The 18,984-nt window shown below is 56.0% G+C and carries 17 protein-coding genes and 1 pseudogene; 9 read left to right on the forward strand and 9 right to left on the reverse strand.

Going from position 1 to position 18,984, the window contains the following annotated elements:
• Positions 1 to 105 precede the first annotated feature (105 nt).
• The 3 genes from gatB (at position 106) to TR2A62_RS17545 (ending at position 3,340) form a co-directional block, all read left to right on the forward strand.
• Positions 106 to 1,620: an Asp-tRNA(Asn)/Glu-tRNA(Gln) amidotransferase subunit GatB gene (gatB, locus tag TR2A62_RS05720; RefSeq protein ID WP_009158658.1), complete on the forward strand. Its 1,515-nt coding sequence runs from the start codon at positions 106 to 108 to the stop codon at positions 1,618 to 1,620.
• The gene (locus TR2A62_RS05725; RefSeq protein ID WP_009160340.1) at positions 1,621 to 2,784 is read left to right on the forward strand and encodes an FAD-dependent monooxygenase; all 1,164 of its coding nucleotides are present in this window, start codon (positions 1,621 to 1,623) and stop codon (positions 2,782 to 2,784) included.
• Between the two features lie 127 nt (positions 2,785 to 2,911).
• On the forward strand, positions 2,912 to 3,340 hold the full coding sequence (locus tag TR2A62_RS17545) for a DUF4177 domain-containing protein (protein WP_009159554.1): 429 nt from the start codon (positions 2,912 to 2,914) through the stop codon (positions 3,338 to 3,340).
• A gap of 3 nt (positions 3,341 to 3,343) precedes the next feature.
• Here TR2A62_RS17545 and TR2A62_RS05735 read toward each other — a convergent pair whose 3' ends face one another.
• Positions 3,344 to 3,598, reverse strand: a complete 255-nt coding sequence (locus tag TR2A62_RS05735) for a BolA family transcriptional regulator (RefSeq protein WP_009159988.1) — start codon at positions 3,596 to 3,598, stop codon at positions 3,344 to 3,346.
• A gap of 99 nt (positions 3,599 to 3,697) precedes the next feature.
• Between TR2A62_RS05735 and TR2A62_RS05740 the strand changes: the two genes are divergently transcribed.
• A complete protein-coding gene (locus TR2A62_RS05740; RefSeq protein WP_009157427.1) occupies positions 3,698 to 4,324 on the forward strand; it encodes a DnaJ domain-containing protein in 627 nt (208 codons plus the stop codon).
• On the opposite strand, the gene TR2A62_RS05745 is transcribed toward TR2A62_RS05740, so the two are convergent.
• From TR2A62_RS05745 to TR2A62_RS05760, 4 genes and pseudogenes are all read right to left on the reverse strand, one after another.
• Complete coding sequence (locus tag TR2A62_RS05745) at positions 4,325 to 4,534, reverse strand: hypothetical protein (protein ID WP_150103462.1); 210 nt, start codon at positions 4,532 to 4,534, stop codon at positions 4,325 to 4,327.
• 264 nt (positions 4,535 to 4,798) lie between these two features.
• Positions 4,799 to 5,266: a peptide-methionine (R)-S-oxide reductase MsrB gene (gene msrB / locus TR2A62_RS05750; RefSeq protein WP_009159181.1), complete on the reverse strand. Its 468-nt coding sequence runs from the start codon at positions 5,264 to 5,266 to the stop codon at positions 4,799 to 4,801.
• A 306-nt stretch (positions 5,267 to 5,572) separates the two neighbouring features.
• Complete coding sequence (locus TR2A62_RS05755; RefSeq protein ID WP_150103463.1) at positions 5,573 to 6,274, reverse strand: anti-sigma factor domain-containing protein; 702 nt, start codon at positions 6,272 to 6,274, stop codon at positions 5,573 to 5,575.
• Positions 6,271 to 6,806, reverse strand: a pseudogene (locus TR2A62_RS05760) (sigma-70 family RNA polymerase sigma factor). The gene TR2A62_RS05755 and the pseudogene TR2A62_RS05760 overlap by 4 nt, the downstream one beginning before the upstream one ends.
• A gap of 149 nt (positions 6,807 to 6,955) precedes the next feature.
• Between TR2A62_RS05760 and cobS the strand changes: the two are divergent.
• The 4 genes from cobS (at position 6,956) to TR2A62_RS05780 (ending at position 12,096) form a co-directional block, all read left to right on the forward strand.
• Positions 6,956 to 7,942, forward strand: coding sequence for a cobaltochelatase subunit CobS (cobS, locus tag TR2A62_RS05765; RefSeq protein ID WP_009158752.1), 987 nt, complete (start codon positions 6,956 to 6,958; stop codon positions 7,940 to 7,942).
• Between the two features lie 79 nt (positions 7,943 to 8,021).
• On the forward strand, positions 8,022 to 9,902 hold the full coding sequence (gene cobT, locus TR2A62_RS05770) for a cobaltochelatase subunit CobT (RefSeq protein ID WP_009157945.1): 1,881 nt from the start codon (positions 8,022 to 8,024) through the stop codon (positions 9,900 to 9,902).
• A gap of 25 nt (positions 9,903 to 9,927) precedes the next feature.
• Positions 9,928 to 11,703, forward strand: coding sequence for an aminopeptidase P family protein (locus tag TR2A62_RS05775; protein ID WP_009160806.1), 1,776 nt, complete (start codon positions 9,928 to 9,930; stop codon positions 11,701 to 11,703).
• Positions 11,704 to 11,751: 48 nt separating this feature from the next.
• A complete protein-coding gene (locus tag TR2A62_RS05780; RefSeq protein ID WP_009159956.1) occupies positions 11,752 to 12,096 on the forward strand; it encodes a DUF427 domain-containing protein in 345 nt (114 codons plus the stop codon).
• A gap of 43 nt (positions 12,097 to 12,139) precedes the next feature.
• Here the strand turns inward: TR2A62_RS05780 and TR2A62_RS05785 are convergent, their stop codons facing one another.
• Positions 12,140 to 13,840 carry a chloride channel protein gene (locus tag TR2A62_RS05785; RefSeq protein ID WP_083791035.1) on the reverse strand — a complete coding sequence of 567 codons (1,701 nt, stop codon included), beginning with the start codon at positions 13,838 to 13,840 and terminating at the stop codon, positions 12,140 to 12,142.
• Between the two features lie 93 nt (positions 13,841 to 13,933).
• On the opposite strand from TR2A62_RS05785, the gene TR2A62_RS05790 reads away from it, so the two are divergent.
• The gene (locus TR2A62_RS05790; protein ID WP_009157395.1) at positions 13,934 to 15,307 is read left to right on the forward strand and encodes an FAD-binding oxidoreductase; all 1,374 of its coding nucleotides are present in this window, start codon (positions 13,934 to 13,936) and stop codon (positions 15,305 to 15,307) included.
• Here TR2A62_RS05790 and recN read toward each other — a convergent pair whose 3' ends face one another.
• The 3 genes from recN to lpxC all read right to left on the reverse strand — a co-directional run bounded on the left by recN (position 15,308) and on the right by lpxC (position 18,894).
• Complete coding sequence (gene recN, locus TR2A62_RS05795) at positions 15,308 to 16,945, reverse strand: DNA repair protein RecN (protein ID WP_009160280.1); 1,638 nt, start codon at positions 16,943 to 16,945, stop codon at positions 15,308 to 15,310.
• A 16-nt stretch (positions 16,946 to 16,961) separates the two neighbouring features.
• Positions 16,962 to 17,816 carry an outer membrane protein assembly factor BamD gene (locus TR2A62_RS05800; protein WP_009159418.1) on the reverse strand — a complete coding sequence of 285 codons (855 nt, stop codon included), beginning with the start codon at positions 17,814 to 17,816 and terminating at the stop codon, positions 16,962 to 16,964.
• A gap of 157 nt (positions 17,817 to 17,973) precedes the next feature.
• Entirely contained in the window at positions 17,974 to 18,894 is a 921-nt protein-coding gene (lpxC, locus tag TR2A62_RS05805; RefSeq protein WP_009157376.1) for a UDP-3-O-acyl-N-acetylglucosamine deacetylase, read from the reverse strand.
• Between the last annotated feature and the right edge of the window lie 90 nt (positions 18,895 to 18,984).

An 18,984-nucleotide genomic window follows, 5' to 3' on the forward strand; every position in this document is an offset into this window, starting at 1 on the left:
CCCAACCAGAGCCACAAAATATTGACGGGCTGCGCGTGCGTCCCTCTTGTTCCCATGGCGATGAAAGCCTAAAAGCGCAGGCAACCTGAATGGCGGAGACGAGATATGCTTGACCTCACATACGAGACCCCAAAACCCAAAGTGATTGCGGGCGCAAAGCATGATTGGGAACTGGTGATTGGCCTCGAGGTTCACGCCCAAGTGTCGTCCAAGGCCAAACTGTTCTCAGGCGCCTCGACGCAGTTTGGTGCAGAGCCCAACAGCAACGTTGCCTTTGTTGACGCAGGCATGCCCGGCATGTTGCCCGTCATCAACGAAGAATGTGTCGCACTGGCCGTCAAAACCGGTCTGGGGCTCAATGCCGAGATCAACCTCAAATCTGCCTTTGACCGCAAAAACTATTTCTATCCTGACCTGCCGCAGGGCTACCAGATTTCGCAGCTCTACGAACCGATCGTAGGACCTGGTGAAATTTTGGTCGATATGGGCCCCGGCATTGCACGCAAAGTGCGGGTCGAGCGTATTCACCTAGAACAAGACGCAGGCAAATCGATCCACGACATGGATCCGAACATGTCGTTTGTCGATTTGAACCGGACTGGCGTTGCCCTGATGGAAATCGTGTCGTTCCCGGACATTCGCGGCCCCGAAGAGGCCGCAGCCTATGTCGTGAAGTTGCGCCAAATTCTGCGCTATCTCGGGACCTGTGATGGCAACATGCAGAATGGCAACATGCGCGCCGATGTAAACGTGTCCGTGTGCCGTGCCGGCCAATACGAAAAGTTCCAAGAGACCGGAGATTTCGGACATTTGGGCACACGTTGCGAGCTGAAAAACATGAACTCGATGCGGTTCATCCAGCTGGCGATTGATTTCGAGGCGCGGCGCCAGATTGCGATCCTCGAGGATGGTGGCGAGATCACCCAAGAGACCCGTCTCTATGACGCTGACAAAAACGAAACGCGTTCTATGCGATCCAAAGAAGAAGCGCACGACTATCGCTACTTTCCTGATCCAGACCTGCTGCCGCTGGAAATCGAACAGGCCTGGGTTGATGACATTGCAGCGTCGTTGCCAGAACTTCCCGATGCGAAACGTGCGCGGTTTGTGGGCGATTTTGGTTTGTCACAATATGACGCAAGCGTTCTGACTGCCGAGGCCGAGAACGCCGCCTATTTTGAACAAGTGGCTGACGGCCGCGACGGAAAAATGGCTGCGAACTGGGTGATCAACGAATTGTTCGGCCGTTTGAAAAAGGACGACGACAAGGCAATCACCGACAGCCCCGTGTCCCCTGCCCAACTGGGCGGCATTATCGAGCTGATTTCCAGCGATGCCATTTCCGGCAAGATCGCCAAAGACCTGTTTGAAATCGTCTACACCGAAGGCGGCGACCCAGCCGTTATCGTTGAAGAGCGCGGCATGAAGCAGGTCACCGACACAGGAGCGATCGAAGCGGCGGTGGATGAGATTATCGCTGCGAACCCAGATCAGGTCGCCAAGGCCAAAGAAAACCCCAAGCTGGCCGGTTGGTTCGTAGGTCAGGTGATGAAGGCCACTGGCGGCAAGGCTAACCCCAAAGCCGTCAACCAATTGGTGGCCCAAAAGCTGGCCGAGTAAATGGCACATGTCCTGATTGCGGGTGCAGGGATCGGCGGTCTAACCGCGGGTCTTGCCCTCGCCCAATCAGGACATCAGGTCGACATTTTGGAACGCACCAAGGTGCTGAGCGAAGTCGGCGCGGGTCTTCAACTGTCTCCGAACGCCATGCATGTGATGGCGACCCTCGGCCTGAAATCTACGCTAATGGATGTGGGGTTTCAGCCGGAAAATGCGGTTGTTCTGGACTACCAAACTGGCGAGCCCCGTTTCGAGTTACCCCTAAGGGACCGAATGCAGGCCAAATATGGCGCGCCCTATCTGAACCTCCATCGCGCCGATCTGCAACAGACGCTTTTGGAGACCGCTCTTGCTGCGGGGGCTCAGGTCCACCTTGGCGTGGAGGCTGCAAATTTTGATCAGAACACAAACGAGGTGCGCGTTGCGGACTATCAGGGTGACCTGTTGATCGGGGCGGACGGTATTCGATCATCGATCGCGGCTCAGATGTTTGGGCCACAAGATCCTCGGTTTACGGGCCAAATTGCGTGGCGCGGGACAGTCGCCGCCGACGCCGTTCCCCATGGCACGATAAAGCCAAACGCGACGGTTTGGGTCGGCGACGGCCTTCACATCGTTACTTACTTACTGCGCGGGATGTCCCAGATCAGCTTTGTCGCGGTGGAAGAACGCTACGATTGGCGGGCCGAAGATTGGGAACAGCAAGGGGATGTCGCTCAGTTCCGCGCACGTTTTGCACAAGCCGCCGAGCCGCTACAAACGCTGTTTTCAGCTGTGGAAAATGTCCACTTGTGGGGGCTTTTTGATCGCCCTGCACGGCCATCATGGGTGGATGGGCGCGTGGCCCTGCTGGGGGACGCTGCCCACCCTATGCTGCCATTCATGGCCCAAGGTGCGGCAATGGCAATCGAAGATGCGTGGGTCTTGGCCGATGCGATCTCGCGATTTGATGGGCCTGACGCATTAAAGCGCTATCAGAACGCCCGTCATACCCGCGCCACCCGCGTGCAAGACATGAGCCGCGCCAACGCCGATTTATATCACCGCCCGAATTCAGTATTGAACCGCGCCAAGATGAAGATCGCCCAACTGCTCCCATCCGTCGCCCATGCACGCCTTGCGTCGGTCTATGGTGTGAAGGTCACCCGCGAAACCGGACTTTGACGATACATTTGGGGCCGTACAGCGCCTGCAACACAACCCCTAGGCGAGTGAGAAAAATCAACGAATCCTTCCCCTTAGCGGCCACAGTTGATACAAACTGCGCCACAGTGACTTGGAAAGTGTGACGATGCGTTTTGAATACAAAGTAATCCCCGCCCCGAAAAAAGGCCGCAAAGCGCGCGGTGTTCGTGGGACTGAAAAACGCTTTGCCAATGCGCTGGAATTGGCGATGAACGAGCTGGCCGCAGAAGGTTGGGAATACCAGCGGACCGACACGCTTCCTTGTGAAGAGCGCCAAGGTTTGACCGGTCGCACAACATCATTTCAAAACATGTTGGTGTTTCGCCGCACTGTTGATGAGGCGGTGGATCGGAGCGACGTTCTAGCGATTGCGGCGCCCGTCGATGATCTGTCCGACGACATCGAAGACGCGGATGATGAGAACCCAATTGATGAAGGTCAAACAGATGAAGACATCGCCGATCTAGAGGCGTTGGATGGGGTTGAGCCAGAGACCGCCGATCAAGACACTGCGCGGCAGTCAGCCGCTGAATAACCTCTAACGGATTTCGATGCTAAGCGCATGAATGCGTCCGATGATGTCTGTACCAATCGCCGAATGGATCGCGCGGTGACGTGCAACTCGGCTCATACCCTTGAATGGCTCACCCGATATCACCAGATTGAAATGGCTTTCGCCGCCTTCCTGAAACCCTGCGTGGCCACGATGTGCCTCGCTGTCATCATGCACTTCAACCAGCTGTGGTGAAAACGCTGCGACCAAAGCCGATTTAATTTCGTCTGCGACTGACATTTTTTCGCTCTACCCTGCCTAAATCTTTGCCAGAGGTCTTCCCTTGGCTGACCAACAGTTTATGCTCTGCCGTCCTAACCGCAACGCCAAAGGTGTCCCATGAAAAAAGATGATCCATTTGGGTTCGACATGTCGGTGTCTTCCGCGAAGAAAAAGAACCCGCGCGGACGGCGTGGAATGTCTGGCGCGTCCGAGACATCGACCCGCCTATGTGAACACCCTGGTTGCGAAGAGGCAGGCAAATACCGTGCGCCCAAATCGCCAGATGTGTTGGATGATTTTTACTGGTTCTGCCAGCAGCACGTACGCGAGTATAACACCAAATGGAATTTCTTTGACGGCACCACCGAAGCCGAAATGCACGCGCAAGAAAACAGCGACCGTGTGTGGGAACGTCCAACCAAACCCTTTGGCAATGACGAACAGCGTGCATGGTCCCGTCTGGGCGTCGATGATCCGCACCAAGTTCTCGGGGCGAATGCGACCCAGAACAAAGGTAAATCGATCACTGGGACAAGACGCCTGCCCCCGACCGAACGCCGTGCAATCGAGATCCTCGAATGCAAGGACCATTGGTCCAAGGCCGAGGTGCGCAAATCCTACAAAAAGCTGATCAAGGTGTTGCACCCTGACATGAACGGTGGTGACCGGTCTGACGAGGAAAAGCTGCAAGAGGTTGTTTGGGCCTGGGATCAGATCAAGGGCAGTCGGAACTTTAAGGACTGATCAGACCTGAAAGATCGTTTCACGTTCGTCACGGTAACGTTGATAGCTGATGTGAAACGCCCACAGTGCGAAGGTTACCGGCAGCAACAAGACGGGCGCTTGGACAAAAGTCACAACCAATAGCCATGGGCCAAACATTGTGCCGAACACTGGCAGTGCGATTGTGCCGCCAATCACACCAGCCAAAAGCACGGAAGCGATGCTAGACACAGCCGCATAGACCCCAAAAAAATGCCGCGATGGCCGAACCCTTCGCGGGTCAGGAATACAGCCGATGATAGGCCAACTGCCCCACCTATCGCGGCCACGGTCACCGCTGCAATCGCACAGCGTCCGTTGAATACTCGTTTTGATATGGTCATGTCTCACCCTTGAATTGATCCGTCTCAAAGCATGGATCACCTAATGGGTACGCAACAAAAAAGGGCGCTCTGTGCAGGGCGCTCTTAGAATTCTCTAGAATTTGCGCAGTCGTCAGGCGGCCCTGAACACGAGGCTCACACCATTCAAACAGTGCCGCTGACCCGTTGGCGCAGGTCCGTCGCTAAAGATGTGGCCCAAATGGCTGCCGCAGCGCCGGCAATGGCATTCGGTCCGCACAGAAAACAACTTGCGGTCTTCCATCGTTCTGATCGCATTTCGGCGCGCGCGGAAAAAGCTGGGCCAGCCTGTTTTGCTGTCGTATTTGGTGTCGCTATTATAGAGCGCCAAATCACAGCCGCGGCAGTGGTAGACGCCATCGGAATAGTTTTTGTCCAATGGCGAAGAACCAGCGCGCTCGGTCGCCTGGAGCCGCATCACGCGGTACTGGAGATCGGTCAACATCGCGCGCCATTCTGCATCGGTGCGCGTCACTTCAAAATTGCCTTCAGCGGCCGCAATAGCGAGACTGGGCATGGCCGTGCTGGCAAGAGCGGCGATGACAAAAGTTCTGCGGTCCATCGAGATCTCCATTCAATAGCGTCTTGGCGTAAATAGGTCTGTTACCCGTGTAATAGTGCACCGCCCCTCACGAGGCGATGCACTTTCATGTAATTGAATGCGTCTCCCTCGCACTCGCAAGCCTGCTCATCACATTAATTCTTGGGGGGGGCGCAGTCATCGAGGGAATGATCGCGGCTCACACATTTCCAGCCCCAAGGCGCAGTCGCGATGGTCTGATAGAAACAACGAGATCACACGAGGAAAAGTTTCATTGAGGTTGTCGAAATGACGAGGCGCCTCGCTGAGCATTGGAATAGAGCAGCTTTAGAGAGACGAAATCACACCAATGCCCAAGACATCGCCGGTTGGACCACCCGTCGTCGAGCCGCCCAACGGCTCGTTACTAATGGCAAGGGTCGCGCCATTGATCACGTCCGAGGCGCCAGCAGGCAGCATCAAGACCGTTCTGATCTCATTCCCAACCAGCCCCAAAGAAACCGGTGCTGCGTCGCCTACGATCAACCACAGCTCCCAACTGCGTCCGGGTTCGACGAAACCCGCGGCCCGATCGATAAGCAGTTGACCGCTATCAGGATCATACGCGGCTTGGACAAACAGGGCCTGATCCTGCGCACCGATTTGCGCAAATAGATCGTTGTCCGCAGGATGTTGATTAGCAGAGTTCACAAACCACAACATACCGACGCCAAAGAGGCCTGCGGCCAACGCACCGCCCAATGCCTCGAACAGGCGCAGGTGTCTCCACCATGTTTGGGATTGCTCCAAGAACAAGCGACCCATGATTGCGGAAAACGTCCCAGCTGGCGGTTCGATCTCTGGCACCGGATCAGCAAGGACAGCCAAGAGTTCAGACCAAGCCGTGACCTCGTCGCGCAAATCAGGGTCACGTGCCAAACGGGTTTCGAATGCGGTGATTTCAGCGGCGGACATCAGACCCATCACATATTCTGCGGCGTGAACTGTGTCAGCCGCATCGCCACCTTTATGATCAACGTCGTCCGTCATCGCGACAAACACTCTCTTAGCGATAGCAAACTGCGGCGCAACCACGTTCGCATCGTGTTCAATGGCACGTCAAAATGTGAAGCGAGGTCTTTGTACGTGTCCCCTTCGAGATACGCACGGCGGTCGCGCGGTCCGGCTTTAGCTCGTCCAGACCACGGTCGATCTGCGCCCGCTCAGAACCCGCAATTGCCAATGCTTCGGGGCTTGGGGCTGCATCTGGTAGCTCGACGATCTGTTCCATCGTCGCCGCGTTCATTCGCCGCGCGCGCAAACGGTCAACTGAATGGTTTCGCGCAATTGTAATCAACCATGACGTGGGGCTCAGACCATTCGATTTGTAATTGCCAGCGGCGCGCCAAACTTTGACGTAGATTTTTTGCAAAGCGTCTTCGGCTTCCGCCCGATCATTCAAAACACGAAGCGAGACGCCAAAGAGTTTCGCCGAAGTTGCAGAATAAAGTTTGGCAAACGCATCTCGGTCACCCAACGCCATACGCCCGATCCAATGTTCTATGTCATCGCGCGAGGTCATCGATTGAGTTTCTCCCAAGATCGATAGAATTTAAGCACAAGAAATGAGCGCAAACCAGTCCAGTTTACGCAAATCATCAGTCCTCCCCTTTCCAACGCTGACGCATAGGATATGTTGTAATGCGACTCCTTATTAAGAAAGCAAACTCTATGGCTGACGGCGCGATTGATATTGATGCAAAACCAACCGAGGATGTCTCGGTTCGGGATGTATTTGGCATCGATACGGATATGAAAATCAAAGGTTTCGCCCAAAATTCTGAGCGGGTACCAGAGATCGACAGCACCTATAAATTTGATCCAGATACAACAATGGCGATCTTGGCCGGTTTTGGCTACAACCGCCGCGTGATGATCCAAGGGTATCACGGCACGGGTAAGTCGACTCACATCGAACAAGTTGCGGCACGCCTCAACTGGCCAGCTGTGCGCGTCAACCTCGACAGCCACATCAGCCGGATCGATTTGGTCGGAAAAGATGCCATCAAATTGAAAGACGGCAAGCAGGTCACAGACTTCCAAGAAGGCATCCTGCCTTGGGCACTGCGCAACCCAACCGCGATCGTTTTTGACGAATATGATGCGGGCCGCGCGGACGTTATGTTTGTGATCCAGCGTGTTTTGGAGAAGGACGGCAAGCTAACATTGCTGGACCAGAACCAAGTCATCACACCACACCCGTATTTCCGCATTTTTGCGACGGCCAACACCGTCGGTCTGGGCGATACAACCGGTCTCTATCACGGCACTCAACAGATCAACCAAGGTCAGATGGACCGTTGGAGTCTGGTGTCGACGCTGAACTATCTCAGCATCGATGCAGAAGCCGCGATCGTTTTGGGCAAGGCACCGCACTACAACACCGAAGCCGGGCGCAAGACCGTTCAGCAGATGGTCACTGTTGCTGATCTCACTCGAACCGCGTTCATGAACGGTGACCTGTCGACAGTGATGTCGCCACGGACCGTGATTGCTTGGGCTGAGAATGCTCAGATCTTTAACGACCTGGGCTATGCCTTCCGGCTGTCGTTCCTCAACAAATGCGACGAGCTCGAGCGTCAGACAGTCGCCGAGTTCTATCAGCGCTGCTTTGACGAAGAACTGCCCGAGAGTGCAGCGAGCCTGAGCTTGGGGTAACGGTCAAGACGATGACCAAGACAATGGGGCGTAAAAATCTGGGTCAAGGTTTTTCACCCCGCATCAATGGGCGCGCTGCATGAGCAATCCGAACGACAACCCTGCTGATCCGTTCAAAAAGGCGCTGGCCGAAGCGACCAAAGTCATGGCGGACGACCCTGATCTTGCGGTCAGCTATTCGGTTGATCCTGCAGGACAGACCTCTGACAGTATTCGCCTGCCGCAGGTGTCGCGTCGGATGACACGCAGAGAGGTTTTGCTGGCCCGCGGGACCGCCGATGCCTTTGCCCTGCGTCACAAATTCCATGATGCAGCGACCAACAACAAATACCTGCCCCAAGGGCAAATGGCGCGGGATATCTACGAAGCCATGGAAACCGCACGGATCGAGGCGGTTGGTGCTGAATTCATGCCCGGTACAGCGGGCAACATCGACGCCAAGATCGAAACAGAGGCTCTGCGCAAAGGTTACGATCAGATCAAAGAGCCATCAGAGGCCCCTCTTGCCATTGCGGCTGGATATTTGATCCGTCATCTGGCCACTGGTCGTCCACTGCCCAAAGGGGCGGACAACGTGATGGAGCTGTGGCGCGGGTTTATTGAAAACCAAGCGGGCAACACCCTGGATGAACTGGGCGACATGCTGAACGATCAACAATCGTTCGCAAAGTTTGCACGCCAAGTGATTGATGATCTGGGCTACGGCGACCAATTGGGTGATGATCCCGATGGCATCGACGACGAAATGGAAGACGACGCGCAAACCGACGACGATGCGCAGGACGAACCCGATAGCACCGGACAAGACGACGGCGACGATCAAGACGACATGGAAGGTGCGCCGGAACAGTCACAGGAAGAGCAGCAGGATCAACAGCAGGCTCAGGTCAGCATGGACGATGCTGCCGATGCTGAGATGGGCGAAGAGGCTGAGATGCCCGAAGGCGAAAGCCCTCTCGAGCCGCCTGCCCCGCAGCCCATTTCCGATGCTGACCCGAATTACCAAGTCTATCAGACCGAACATGACGAAGAGATCATGGCAGAAGATTTGGCTGAACCAGCTGAATTAGAACGCCTACGCGCCTATCTGGACCAACAGTTAGAGCCACTCAAAGGGGCCGTTTCGCGTTTGGCTAACAAATTGCAACGCCGCCTCCAAGCTCAGCAAAACCGCAGCTGGGAATTCGATCTCGAAGAAGGCATGCTCGATGCCGGACGTTTAGCGCGTGTGGTTGCGAACCCAACGACGCCACTGTCGTTCAAGGTCGAAAAAGACACCGAATTCCGCGACACATGCGTGACGCTCTTGCTGGATAACTCTGGCTCGATGCGTGGTCGTCCGATTTCAATCGCTGCGATTTGCGCCGATGTTTTGGCACGGACGCTTGAGCGTTGTCAGGTAAAGGTCGAAATCCTCGGGTTCACCACCCGGGCGTGGAAGGGTGGCACCGGCCGCGAGAACTGGTTGGCAGATGGTCGTCCGCAACAACCCGGACGCCTGAATGATCTGCGCCATATCATCTATAAATCCGCCGATGCCCCGTGGCGTCGTGCGCGCCCAAACCTCGGGTTGATGATGAAAGAGGGCCTTCTCAAGGAAAACATTGATGGCGAGGCGCTGGAATGGGCGCATCGCCGTTTGGTCGGGCGTCACGAAGCACGCAAAGTTCTGATGGTGATTTCGGACGGTGCGCCGGTTGATGACAGCACGCTGTCTGTGAACCCAGCTAACTATCTGGAAAAGCACCTGCGCGACGTAATTTCGATGGTTGAAAAGCGCAAAGCCGTTGAGCTGCTTGCCATTGGAATCGGCCACGATGTGACACGCTACTACGATCGGGCTGTGACAATAACGGATGTCGAACAATTGGCCGGCGCTATGACCGAACAATTGGCGGCACTCTTTGACAATGACCCACGCGCACGCGCACGGTTCTTGGGTATGAAGAAAGCCGGCTAACCCCGTTTTGACAAAGGACACGACCATGTTTCAGACGTTCGATGCGCCTTCGTCCCCTGAAGCAGGCCCTGCCCGTCTGGCCGCTTTGCGCACGGAAATGGCCAACGCTGGTGTCAGTGCATTTCTTGTCCCCCGCGCCGATGCGCATCAGGGTGAATATGTCGCCCCATGCGATGAACGCTTGTCGTGGCTGACAGGGTTTACGGGTTCGGCTGGTTTCGCGGTAATCACCCCAACCGATGCTGGTGTCTTTATCGATGGACGCTATCACGTTCAGGTCAAAACCCAAATCGCGCTAAGCGATTTTACCCCTGTTCATTGGCCAGAAACAAACTTGGCCGATTGGCTGGCTGAAAGAACGAAAGCAAACGACAAGATCGGCTTTGATCCGTGGCTTCATACGGTCGACGAAATCGCCAAATTGACCAAAGTATTGGACGCAGACGTTGTTCCGCTTGGGAATTTGGTCGACCGCATCTGGCAAGATCGCCCTGACCAACCCAATGGAAAAATCAGCGCCTATCCTATCGAGTTGTCTGGACAAAGCTCAGTTGAAAAACGAGAAGCGATAGCAGCCACATTGCATGCGGCCAACCAAACAGCGGTCGTCCTGACATTGCCCGACAGTATCGCGTGGCTGCTGAATATTCGTGGCAATGACATCCAGCGCATTCCGGTGCCTCGCGCATTTGCAATCCTGCATGCAGATGCGACAGTCGAACTGTTTGTCGATCCACAAAAGGTCGCATCCCTTGGACCGGATCCGTCGATCACTGTTCATGCACCTGAGCATTTTGCAGACAGGCTGGCGGCTTTGACTGGCCTTGTACGCATTGACCCCAAGTCTGCACCAGCGGCGATTGCAGCGGCGCTGCAATGCACATTGGCTCACGGCACCGACCCATGCGTTCTGCCCAAGGCATGCAAGAACAAAACCGAATTAAAGAACGCCCGCGTGGCCCATCAACGCGATGCTGTGGCTGTGGCCGAGTTCCTATTCTGGATGAGTGAACAAACCCCAGGGTCTGTGACTGAAATTCAGGCCGCCATCGCGCTAGAGGGGTGTCGCCGCGCCACCTATGAACTGATGGACATCAGCTTTGACACGATCAGCGGTTCAGGACCAAACGGTGCCATCGTGCATTACCGCGTAACCCATGACACGGACCGCGTGGCCCAAGACGGTGAACTGTTCTTGATCGACAGTGGCGGTCAATATTTGGACGGGACAACTGACATCACGCGCACGCTTGCCGTCGGGCAGCCAGACGCTGAGCAACGCACCTGCTTTACCCTCGTTTTGCGCGGCATGATCGCAATCAGCTGCGCCCGTTGGCCCCGTGGCTTGATGGGTCGCGATCTCGACCCTCTTGCGCGTTCACCCCTATGGTCCCGAGGAATGGACTATGACCACGGGACTGGCCACGGCGTCGGCCAATACCTTAGCGTGCACGAAGGTCCGCAGCGGATCAGCCGCTTGTCAGAAGTTGCTCTTGTTCCGGGGATGATCCTATCGATCGAACCGGGGTACTACCGCGAAGGCGCATTTGGCATACGGATCGAGAACCTCATCGTGGTTCAAGATGCCGCCGCGTTGGCAGGCGCTGATGACCGTTCCATGCTTGATTTTGAAACACTCACATATGTGCCGATCGACCGAAACCTGATTGATCCATCGTTGATGTCGTCAGAAGAGCTGGCTTGGCTCAATGCCTATCACGCCGAAACTCTTCGACGTCTGTCGCCTCATGTCTCAGTCGAATGTGCACGCTGGCTCAAAGGTGCCTGCGCGCAACTTTGACATTACCACAGCGGCCTGACATCTTAAGCGCAATCAGGAGATTTCCAAATGACAGATCACATCAAAATCCGCCCTGCGGCGGGCACTTGGACTGTTCGCGCCGCAGGGGCAATTCTAGCAGAGAGCGCCAACGCGCTTGAGCTAAGCGAAGATGACTATCCAGACGTGATCTATTTCCCGCGAGGTGACAGCGCGATGGCATTCATCGATGCAAGCGACCGCACATCCTTTTGCCCTCACAAAGGTGACGCGCGGTATTTTTCAATCGAAGCAAAATCGGGAACGATTGCCGACGCCGCTTGGTCGTATGAAGACCCCAAGCCACAGGTCGCTGAGATAAAAGACCACCTCGCCTTTTTTGCATCTGACAAGGTCACGATCGAACAAATCTAACTGTTGGCTGCGTTCATAGACGGCCCGCGGCGATTGAGCAGAATTATGAATGCTCTTCAGCCGCGGTCTGCGCCAATGCTTTGTTATAGGCGCGCAGAGCATCGACCTGAAACAACGCACCCAATAGCTCAGGCGGCTGATCTTCGCCCCCGAGCGTCACAACTGGGATAAACACCTCGTTGCCTGCTTCAAACAACGGCATCGCCTGTTCCAGCGTCGCGTTTGCATCCAGATATAGCCCGCTTTCTACAACCTCCCAACAGGCCTCTTCTGCCGCACCTTTGGGATCATCTTTGGCACGCATCACCTCGGCCACTCGGAACAGCGCCAAGAGGTACGCTTGTGGTCCAGCCGCTAGGTGCACATCACGACGTTCCAATTGGGTTAGGAAAAACGACCGGTCCACAAGTTTAGATGCCAATGCGGTCGACAAAGAAACCGACACCATCACAGCCAGTCCAGTTTGCCAGTCGCCTGTCAGTTCGAACACAATCAATGTGGTCGAAATCGGCGCACCCAAAACTGCGGCCGCCACCGCTCCCATCCCTGCCAGCGCATAGAGCGTTTCTTCGCCAGACACATTTGGGAAAATCGCTGTGGCCACGATACCAAAGGCGAGTCCGGTTAACGCGCCGACCATCATGGCGGGGGAAAAGATACCACCGCCCATGCGACCGCCCATTGTAACCGCAACCGCGATGATCTTGAGCACGATGAATACCATGGCCTCGTGAAAGAGCAGCGAGCCTGTCAGCGCCTGAGACGTCGTCTCGTAGCCGACACCAATGACATGTGGGAACCATACGGCGATCCCGCCCAAGACCAGCCCAGCGATTGCCGGACGCAAAACCGGATGCAGTTTCATCCACCCACTCAGATGGGTCGCCACATCATCTGCCCAAAAAACCGAACGCATCAGGATCACCGCCACCAAACCGCAGACCAAACCCAGCAACAAGAAGGCCGGCAATTCGACGTAGAACACCAACGCATTGTCAGCAGGTAGTACAAATTCAGTGACGTCGCCAAATTCCAAACGGCTGATCACCGTGCCCGCGACACTCGCAATAACGATCGGCGCAAAGGCATGAACCGCAAAATGCCTAAGGATAACCTCGAGCGCAAAAAGAGCGCCCGCAATAGGCGCGTTAAAACTGGCCGAGACACCAGCCGCCACAGCGCAGCCCAACAGATCACGCCCTGTGATCCCGTCGGCGCGGATCAGCTTGGACACATAGGTCGATATGACACCAGCGAGGTGCACAACCGGCCCCTCTCGCCCTGTCGAGCCGCCTGTCGACAGTGTGACAAAAGATGCCAACGCTGACCCAAGACCTTCTTTGATTTCAACGCGGCCTTCTCGTAGGGCGGACCCTTCGATCACATCCGCGACAGAACGGGCGCGACCATCACCAGTCGTCAAATGAAGGATCAAGCCGACGACCAAACCGCCCATGACAGGGATGACGACAATCCAATACCATTCGAGCGACGTCATGAAGCTATGCAAACGGCTGACGTCATCCGTGCCGTAGACAAACGCTTGTAGACCGTCGATGCCTTTGCGAAATCCAAGGGCGGCAAAGCCCGCGACGATACCGATCAGCAGGGCTAGAAACCAAAACTGAAGTTGGCTGGGGCCTCGTTCGCGCATCACCCGCCATCCTCGCAAGCATGCTGCACGCCCCTCTCGCACCCCTTGGCTGATGAGGTTCTGCTTGGGTGTCGTTGGATCGTCGGACATAGGTGCGGCTTTGTGACGGGTACGCGGGCTTAGGCTTTGCCCCGACCTCCCGTATCGCCTAGGCTCTACCACGCAATCAAAGGGGCATGGCCAATGACCATCACATCCGCAATTGAGGCGTTGATCCCAGTCTTAGGCGAAAGGCTGTCGCGCTCCAAGTCCGATCTCGACCTGCATGGCGCCTCAGAGAGCCATTTTGCCAATACTCCTCCCGATGCGGTCGTCTATCCAACCTCTACCGAAGAAACCGCGGAGATCGTAAAGATATGCGCAGCCCATGATTGCCCCGTGATCCCATATGGAACAGGCACTGCTCTCGAAGGGCATACTCTTGCGGTGCGAGGCGGGATAACGGTCGATTTCAGCCGCATGAATGCTGTCATCGAAATCAATGCCGAGGATATGGATTGCCGTGTACAACCCGGCATCACGCGTGAGGCATTGAACACGGAGTTGCGTGCCACTGGTTTGTTCTTTCCCGTAGACCCCGGTGCGAACGCATCCCTAGGTGGTATGGCAGCGACCCGAGCCAGCGGCACGACTGCAGTCAGATACGGCACAATGCGAGACACGGTTTTGGGACTGGCCGTAGTCACTGCCGACGGGCGGATCATTCAGACCGGAACCCGCGCGCGAAAATCTAGCGCTGGGTATGATATGACCGCGCTCTTTGTTGGCTCAGAGGGGACATTGGGCCTAATCACCGAGCTGACCCTGCGGCTTCAGGGTCAACCCGAGGCAATCGCCGCAGGTATCTGTGCGTTCGATGACATGGACGCGGCAGTTGCTGCCGTGACCACCACGATCCAAATGGGCATTCCCATGGCGCGCATCGAATTTGTTGATGCCTCAACGGCCCAAGCCTTTAGTGCGTACTCTGGCATCGAAATGCCCGCAAAGCCCCATTTGATGATTGAGTTTCATGGCTCTGACGACGGGGTCGCCGAGCAATCAGATGTTTTTGCCGAAATCGTAGCCGATCACGGCGGCTCGCCCTTTCAATGGTCCGCCATGGCAGAAGACCGCACCAAACTCTGGGCGATGCGGCACAACGGATATTATGCTATCCTCGCCTCTCGTCCAGGTGCGCGGGCCGTCGTTACGGACGTTTGTGTACCCATCAGCAAACTTGCCCAAGCGGTCGAAGAAACCCGCACCGATATCGCAGCGTCCCCTATCCCGGGACCTATTTTGGGACATGTGGGCGATGGAAACTTTCACGCGATCCTTTTATTGGACCCAGATAGTGCCGACGAAAAGGCCGCAGCATTGGACCTGTCTGCCCGCATGGCTGAACGCGCATTGCGTCTAGGTGGCACTGTGACAGGCGAGCATGGCGTAGGCGTGGGCAAGATGGACTATATGACCGCTGAACACGGCGACGCATGGGCCATTATGGGTGATATCAAACGCGCCATGGACCCAAAGAACATTCTAAACCCCGGTAAGGTCGTGCAGATTAACTGACTAGCTATTCATCAGGGCGCGCGCGGCATCGCGGGCGGCATCCGTGATCGTATCGCCCGACAACATGCGGGCGATTTCGTCCACGCGGGCATCGGCACCAAGCGGCACAACAGTCGACAATGTTGCATCAGCTGTTTGACGTTTCTCAACGCGCCAGTGATGACCGCCGAGTGCTGCAACTTGCGGTGAGTGCGTCACCACCAACACCTGACCACCGTCCGCCAAACCGGCCAACCGACGACCAACAGCATCTGCCGTTGCCCCGCCGACACCGCGGTCAATTTCGTCAAAGATCATGGTCAGCCCACCCACATCACGCGTCAAACAAACCTTGAGCGCCAAGAGAAAGCGCGACAGCTCGCCACCAGATGCAATTTTTCCGATTGGACCAGACGGCGCACCGGGGTTCGTGGCAACTGTAAACGCGACTTGGTCCTGCCCGTCCGGACCAGCCGTATCTAGGGTGACATCCGTCGCAAAAACAGCCCGCTCCATTTTGAGCGGCGCGAGCTCAGACGCCATCGCCGTGTCCAGCGCTTTGGCCGCTTTGCTGCGCTTCGCACTTAGCGCGTCAGCCGCTTTCGCATAGCGCGTTTCAGCCTCAGCCACCGCCGCCTTTAGCGTGATCAAATCGGCCTCGCCTTGGTCCAAGCGGGTCAGTCGTTCACGCAAATCATGAGCGAACCGCCGTAGATCGTCGGCTTGGACGTTGTGTTTGCGGGCCATTGCGCGGATCGCGAACAATCGCTCTTCTGCATCGTCCAAGTCAGTCGGGTTGAAATGCAAACTATCGAGAAAGCCGTCGACCCCGACCTGTGCCTCGCCCAGTTCAATCATGGCACGTTCAAGCGCGGCCATGGGTGCGTCTAGCCCGCCCTCAGCCTGCTCCATCGCCCCTTCGAGCCAGCGCATGCCGTCGACAATCTGGCCGTCACCGCCCGCCAATGCATCGCGTGCATTGCCGATGTCGTCGCGAATACGTTCTGCCGCTTGCATCAAACGGCGCTGGGTATCCAGCGTCGCCTCTTCGCCCGGCTCTGGCGCCAATTGGTCCAGCTCATCCACTGCGTGACGCAGAAATTCTTCTTCGTCTTTGGCCGCTTGGATCGCCTCTTGGCCCGCGGTCAGAGCTTTTCGAGCCTCGGACAAAGCACGCCACGATTTGCGCGTTGGACCCAGATCAACCTGTCCAAAACTATCCAGCAGACCGCGATGCCCCCGCGCATTTAGCAATCCGCGGTCATCATGCTGACCGTGCAATTCAATCAACGTGTCCGACAGCGCCCGCAGAACTTCGCCGCTGGCACGGCGGTCATTGACCCACGCCGTTTTGCGGCCATCGCGCGTGTTCACACGGCGAAGGATCAATTCATCGGATGGCTCGAACCCTGCGTCTTGGAGAACGTTATGCGCTGGATGGCCCTGTGGCAGATCAAACCACGCAGTGACTTCGCCCTGCTCGGCTCCGGAACGGACCAATTCTGCACGGCCGCGCCACCCAAGGACGAAACCGAGGGAATCCAACAAGATCGATTTGCCCGCACCCGTTTCACCCGTCAACACATTGAGACCCGGCTCGAATTCGAGCTCGAGGCGATCAATGATCAACATATCCCTGATGTCTAGGCCGCGTAGCATGGGCAATCCTGCTGGATCAGATCCATTCGCCGCGCACAACTTGGCGGTAGATTGCGGACAACCAGTTGTCCCCGCGCGAGCGCATCTCTAACCCACGGCCCGTCAACAACGAATAGCTGTCTTGGTACCATTCTGTGGACTGATAGTTGTGGCCCAAAATCGCACCAGCAGTTTGTGCCTCATCTGTCAGACCAAGGCTGAGATACGCCTCGACGAGACGGTGCAGCGCCTCGGGCGTGTGCGATGTGGTCTGGAAATCTTCAACAACCGTCCGGAAACGGTTGATCGACGCGGCATAGTGCCCGTCCTGGATGTAGTACCGTCCGATTTCCATCTCTTTGGCCGCCAAGTGATCAAACGCGAGATCAAACTTGAGGATCGAAGAACGTGCATATTCACTGTCTGGATAGCGTTCGATCACAGTGCGTAGTGCCTGCAATGCCTGGAATGTCAGGCCCTGATCACGACCGATTTCATCAATCTGATCGTAGTAGGACAACGCCAACAGATACTGCGCATAAGCCGCATCTTCGTCAGCAGGGTAAAAATCGATGAAGCGCTGAGCGGACGACCGGCTGTTGGGGTAGTCGCGATCCTTATGATAGGCAAAAGCCTGCATAATCAGCGCGCGTTTTGCCCATTCGGAATATGGGTATAGGCGTTCAATTTCACCAAAGTAGAAAGCGGCGTCATCTTCGCGGCCACGGTTCAATTCGAACTCGCCCCGTTGAAAAATCTCTTCTGCCGAATAGTTTTCAAGCGGCACTTTGGGGCGGCTGTCAAAGCTACCGCACCCCGCCAAAAGGCCCACGACCAGAACAGTTCCGATCCGTGTGCTCCACCGCTTTGATGTTGTGCTGCGGCCCGTCATGCCCGCTACCCCTGCTACGATCACCCGAGGACTTAGTCCCTTGTTATCGAAGGTCTAGCATAGAAAAATCCGGTGCAAAATGCCTTTGATGCAGGAAATCGCATTGCATCGGCGGCAATAGGCGCAACATTAAGAATAATGGATGATTTTCAGTGCCTTAGGCAACTGCGATCAAGTCACCGTGATGAACGCCAACACCCGGCAAACGTGCCGCCATGGACGTGTCGCACACAACCATGCGGAATGCAGTCGGATCAGCAAAGAGCGCACGCAGCAAACCATTGGTCATCGCGTGGCCTGCCTTGTAGCCCGTATAGCGCCCCAAGATCGGTGCGCCAGCAGTAAAGAGGTCGCCCAATGCGTCTAGCATCTTGTGTCGAACGGCTTCGTCATCATGGCGCAAACCACCTGGTGTCAGAACCGTGGCACCATCAACCACAACAGCATTTTCGACTGTGCCACCACGGGCAAGTCCATTTGCGCGCATCGCATCGACGTCAGCCTGACGGCAGAATGTACGGCTGTCGCACAATTCGCGGACAAATGCACCATTGGCCATGTTAAGCGTCTTTTGCTGATGGCCGATCGCCGCATCATCAAAATCAATTTCAAAGTTGATCTGCAGCGACGTTGCTGGATCAAGACGCGCATATCCGTCGCCCTGCTCGATCATGACCGGACGCAAAACTTCGATCGCGCGGATCGGAGATGCCAAACGGCGAACGCCAGCGCGCATCAGACCGCGCACAAAACCAGCCGAGCTGCCGTCCAAGATCGGAACTTCTGACCCGTTGATGTCGATGATCGCATTGTGGACACCGCAGCCTGCAAGCGCGGCCATGACATGTTCAATCGTGGAAACCGATACGCCGTCGTCTGTCACAATCTTTGTGCAGAGCGGAGATACGATAACAGAATCCCAACGTGCAGGGATCAAAACGTCACCCTGTGGCAGATCCGTACGACGGAACCAGATGCCCTGTTCAGCAGAGGCTGGTGTAACAATCATACGCACAGCTTCGCCCGAGTGGAGACCCACCCCGTCGAACTGAACTTCTGATTTAACCGTTGTTTGCACCAATGCGCCTCATAAGGGAATCGTGTGTGATTGCTTGCCAAACAGTTAAAAGCGCCCCTCACAGACCTCAAATCAAGGATTGTAACCGTT

Origin of the sequence: Thalassobium sp. R2A62, assembly GCF_000161835.1 — a bacterium.
GTDB lineage: Bacteria > Pseudomonadota > Alphaproteobacteria > Rhodobacterales > Rhodobacteraceae > Thalassobium.

Bases quoted from the DNA above. Each gene is read 5' to 3' on its own strand.
- gatB (WP_009158658.1), top strand. From the start codon at position 106: ATGCTTGACCTCACATACGAGACCCCAAAACCCAAAGTGATTGCGGGC.
- TR2A62_RS05725 (WP_009160340.1), top strand. From the start codon at position 1,621: ATGGCACATGTCCTGATTGCGGGTGCAGGGATCGGCGGTCTAACCGCG.
- TR2A62_RS17545 (WP_009159554.1), top strand. From the start codon at position 2,912: ATGCGTTTTGAATACAAAGTAATCCCCGCCCCGAAAAAAGGCCGCAAA.
- TR2A62_RS05735 (WP_009159988.1), bottom strand. From the start codon at position 3,598: ATGTCAGTCGCAGACGAAATTAAATCGGCTTTGGTCGCAGCGTTTTCA.
- TR2A62_RS05740 (WP_009157427.1), top strand. From the start codon at position 3,698: ATGAAAAAAGATGATCCATTTGGGTTCGACATGTCGGTGTCTTCCGCG.
- msrB (WP_009159181.1), bottom strand. From the start codon at position 5,266: ATGGACCGCAGAACTTTTGTCATCGCCGCTCTTGCCAGCACGGCCATG.
- TR2A62_RS05755 (WP_150103463.1), bottom strand. From the start codon at position 6,274: ATGACGGACGACGTTGATCATAAAGGTGGCGATGCGGCTGACACAGTT.
- cobS (WP_009158752.1), top strand. From the start codon at position 6,956: ATGGCTGACGGCGCGATTGATATTGATGCAAAACCAACCGAGGATGTC.
- cobT (WP_009157945.1), top strand. From the start codon at position 8,022: ATGAGCAATCCGAACGACAACCCTGCTGATCCGTTCAAAAAGGCGCTG.
- TR2A62_RS05775 (WP_009160806.1), top strand. From the start codon at position 9,928: ATGTTTCAGACGTTCGATGCGCCTTCGTCCCCTGAAGCAGGCCCTGCC.
- TR2A62_RS05780 (WP_009159956.1), top strand. From the start codon at position 11,752: ATGACAGATCACATCAAAATCCGCCCTGCGGCGGGCACTTGGACTGTT.
- TR2A62_RS05785 (WP_083791035.1), bottom strand. From the start codon at position 13,840: ATGTCCGACGATCCAACGACACCCAAGCAGAACCTCATCAGCCAAGGG.
- TR2A62_RS05790 (WP_009157395.1), top strand. From the start codon at position 13,934: ATGACCATCACATCCGCAATTGAGGCGTTGATCCCAGTCTTAGGCGAA.
- recN (WP_009160280.1), bottom strand. From the start codon at position 16,945: ATGCTACGCGGCCTAGACATCAGGGATATGTTGATCATTGATCGCCTC.
- TR2A62_RS05800 (WP_009159418.1), bottom strand. From the start codon at position 17,816: ATGACGGGCCGCAGCACAACATCAAAGCGGTGGAGCACACGGATCGGA.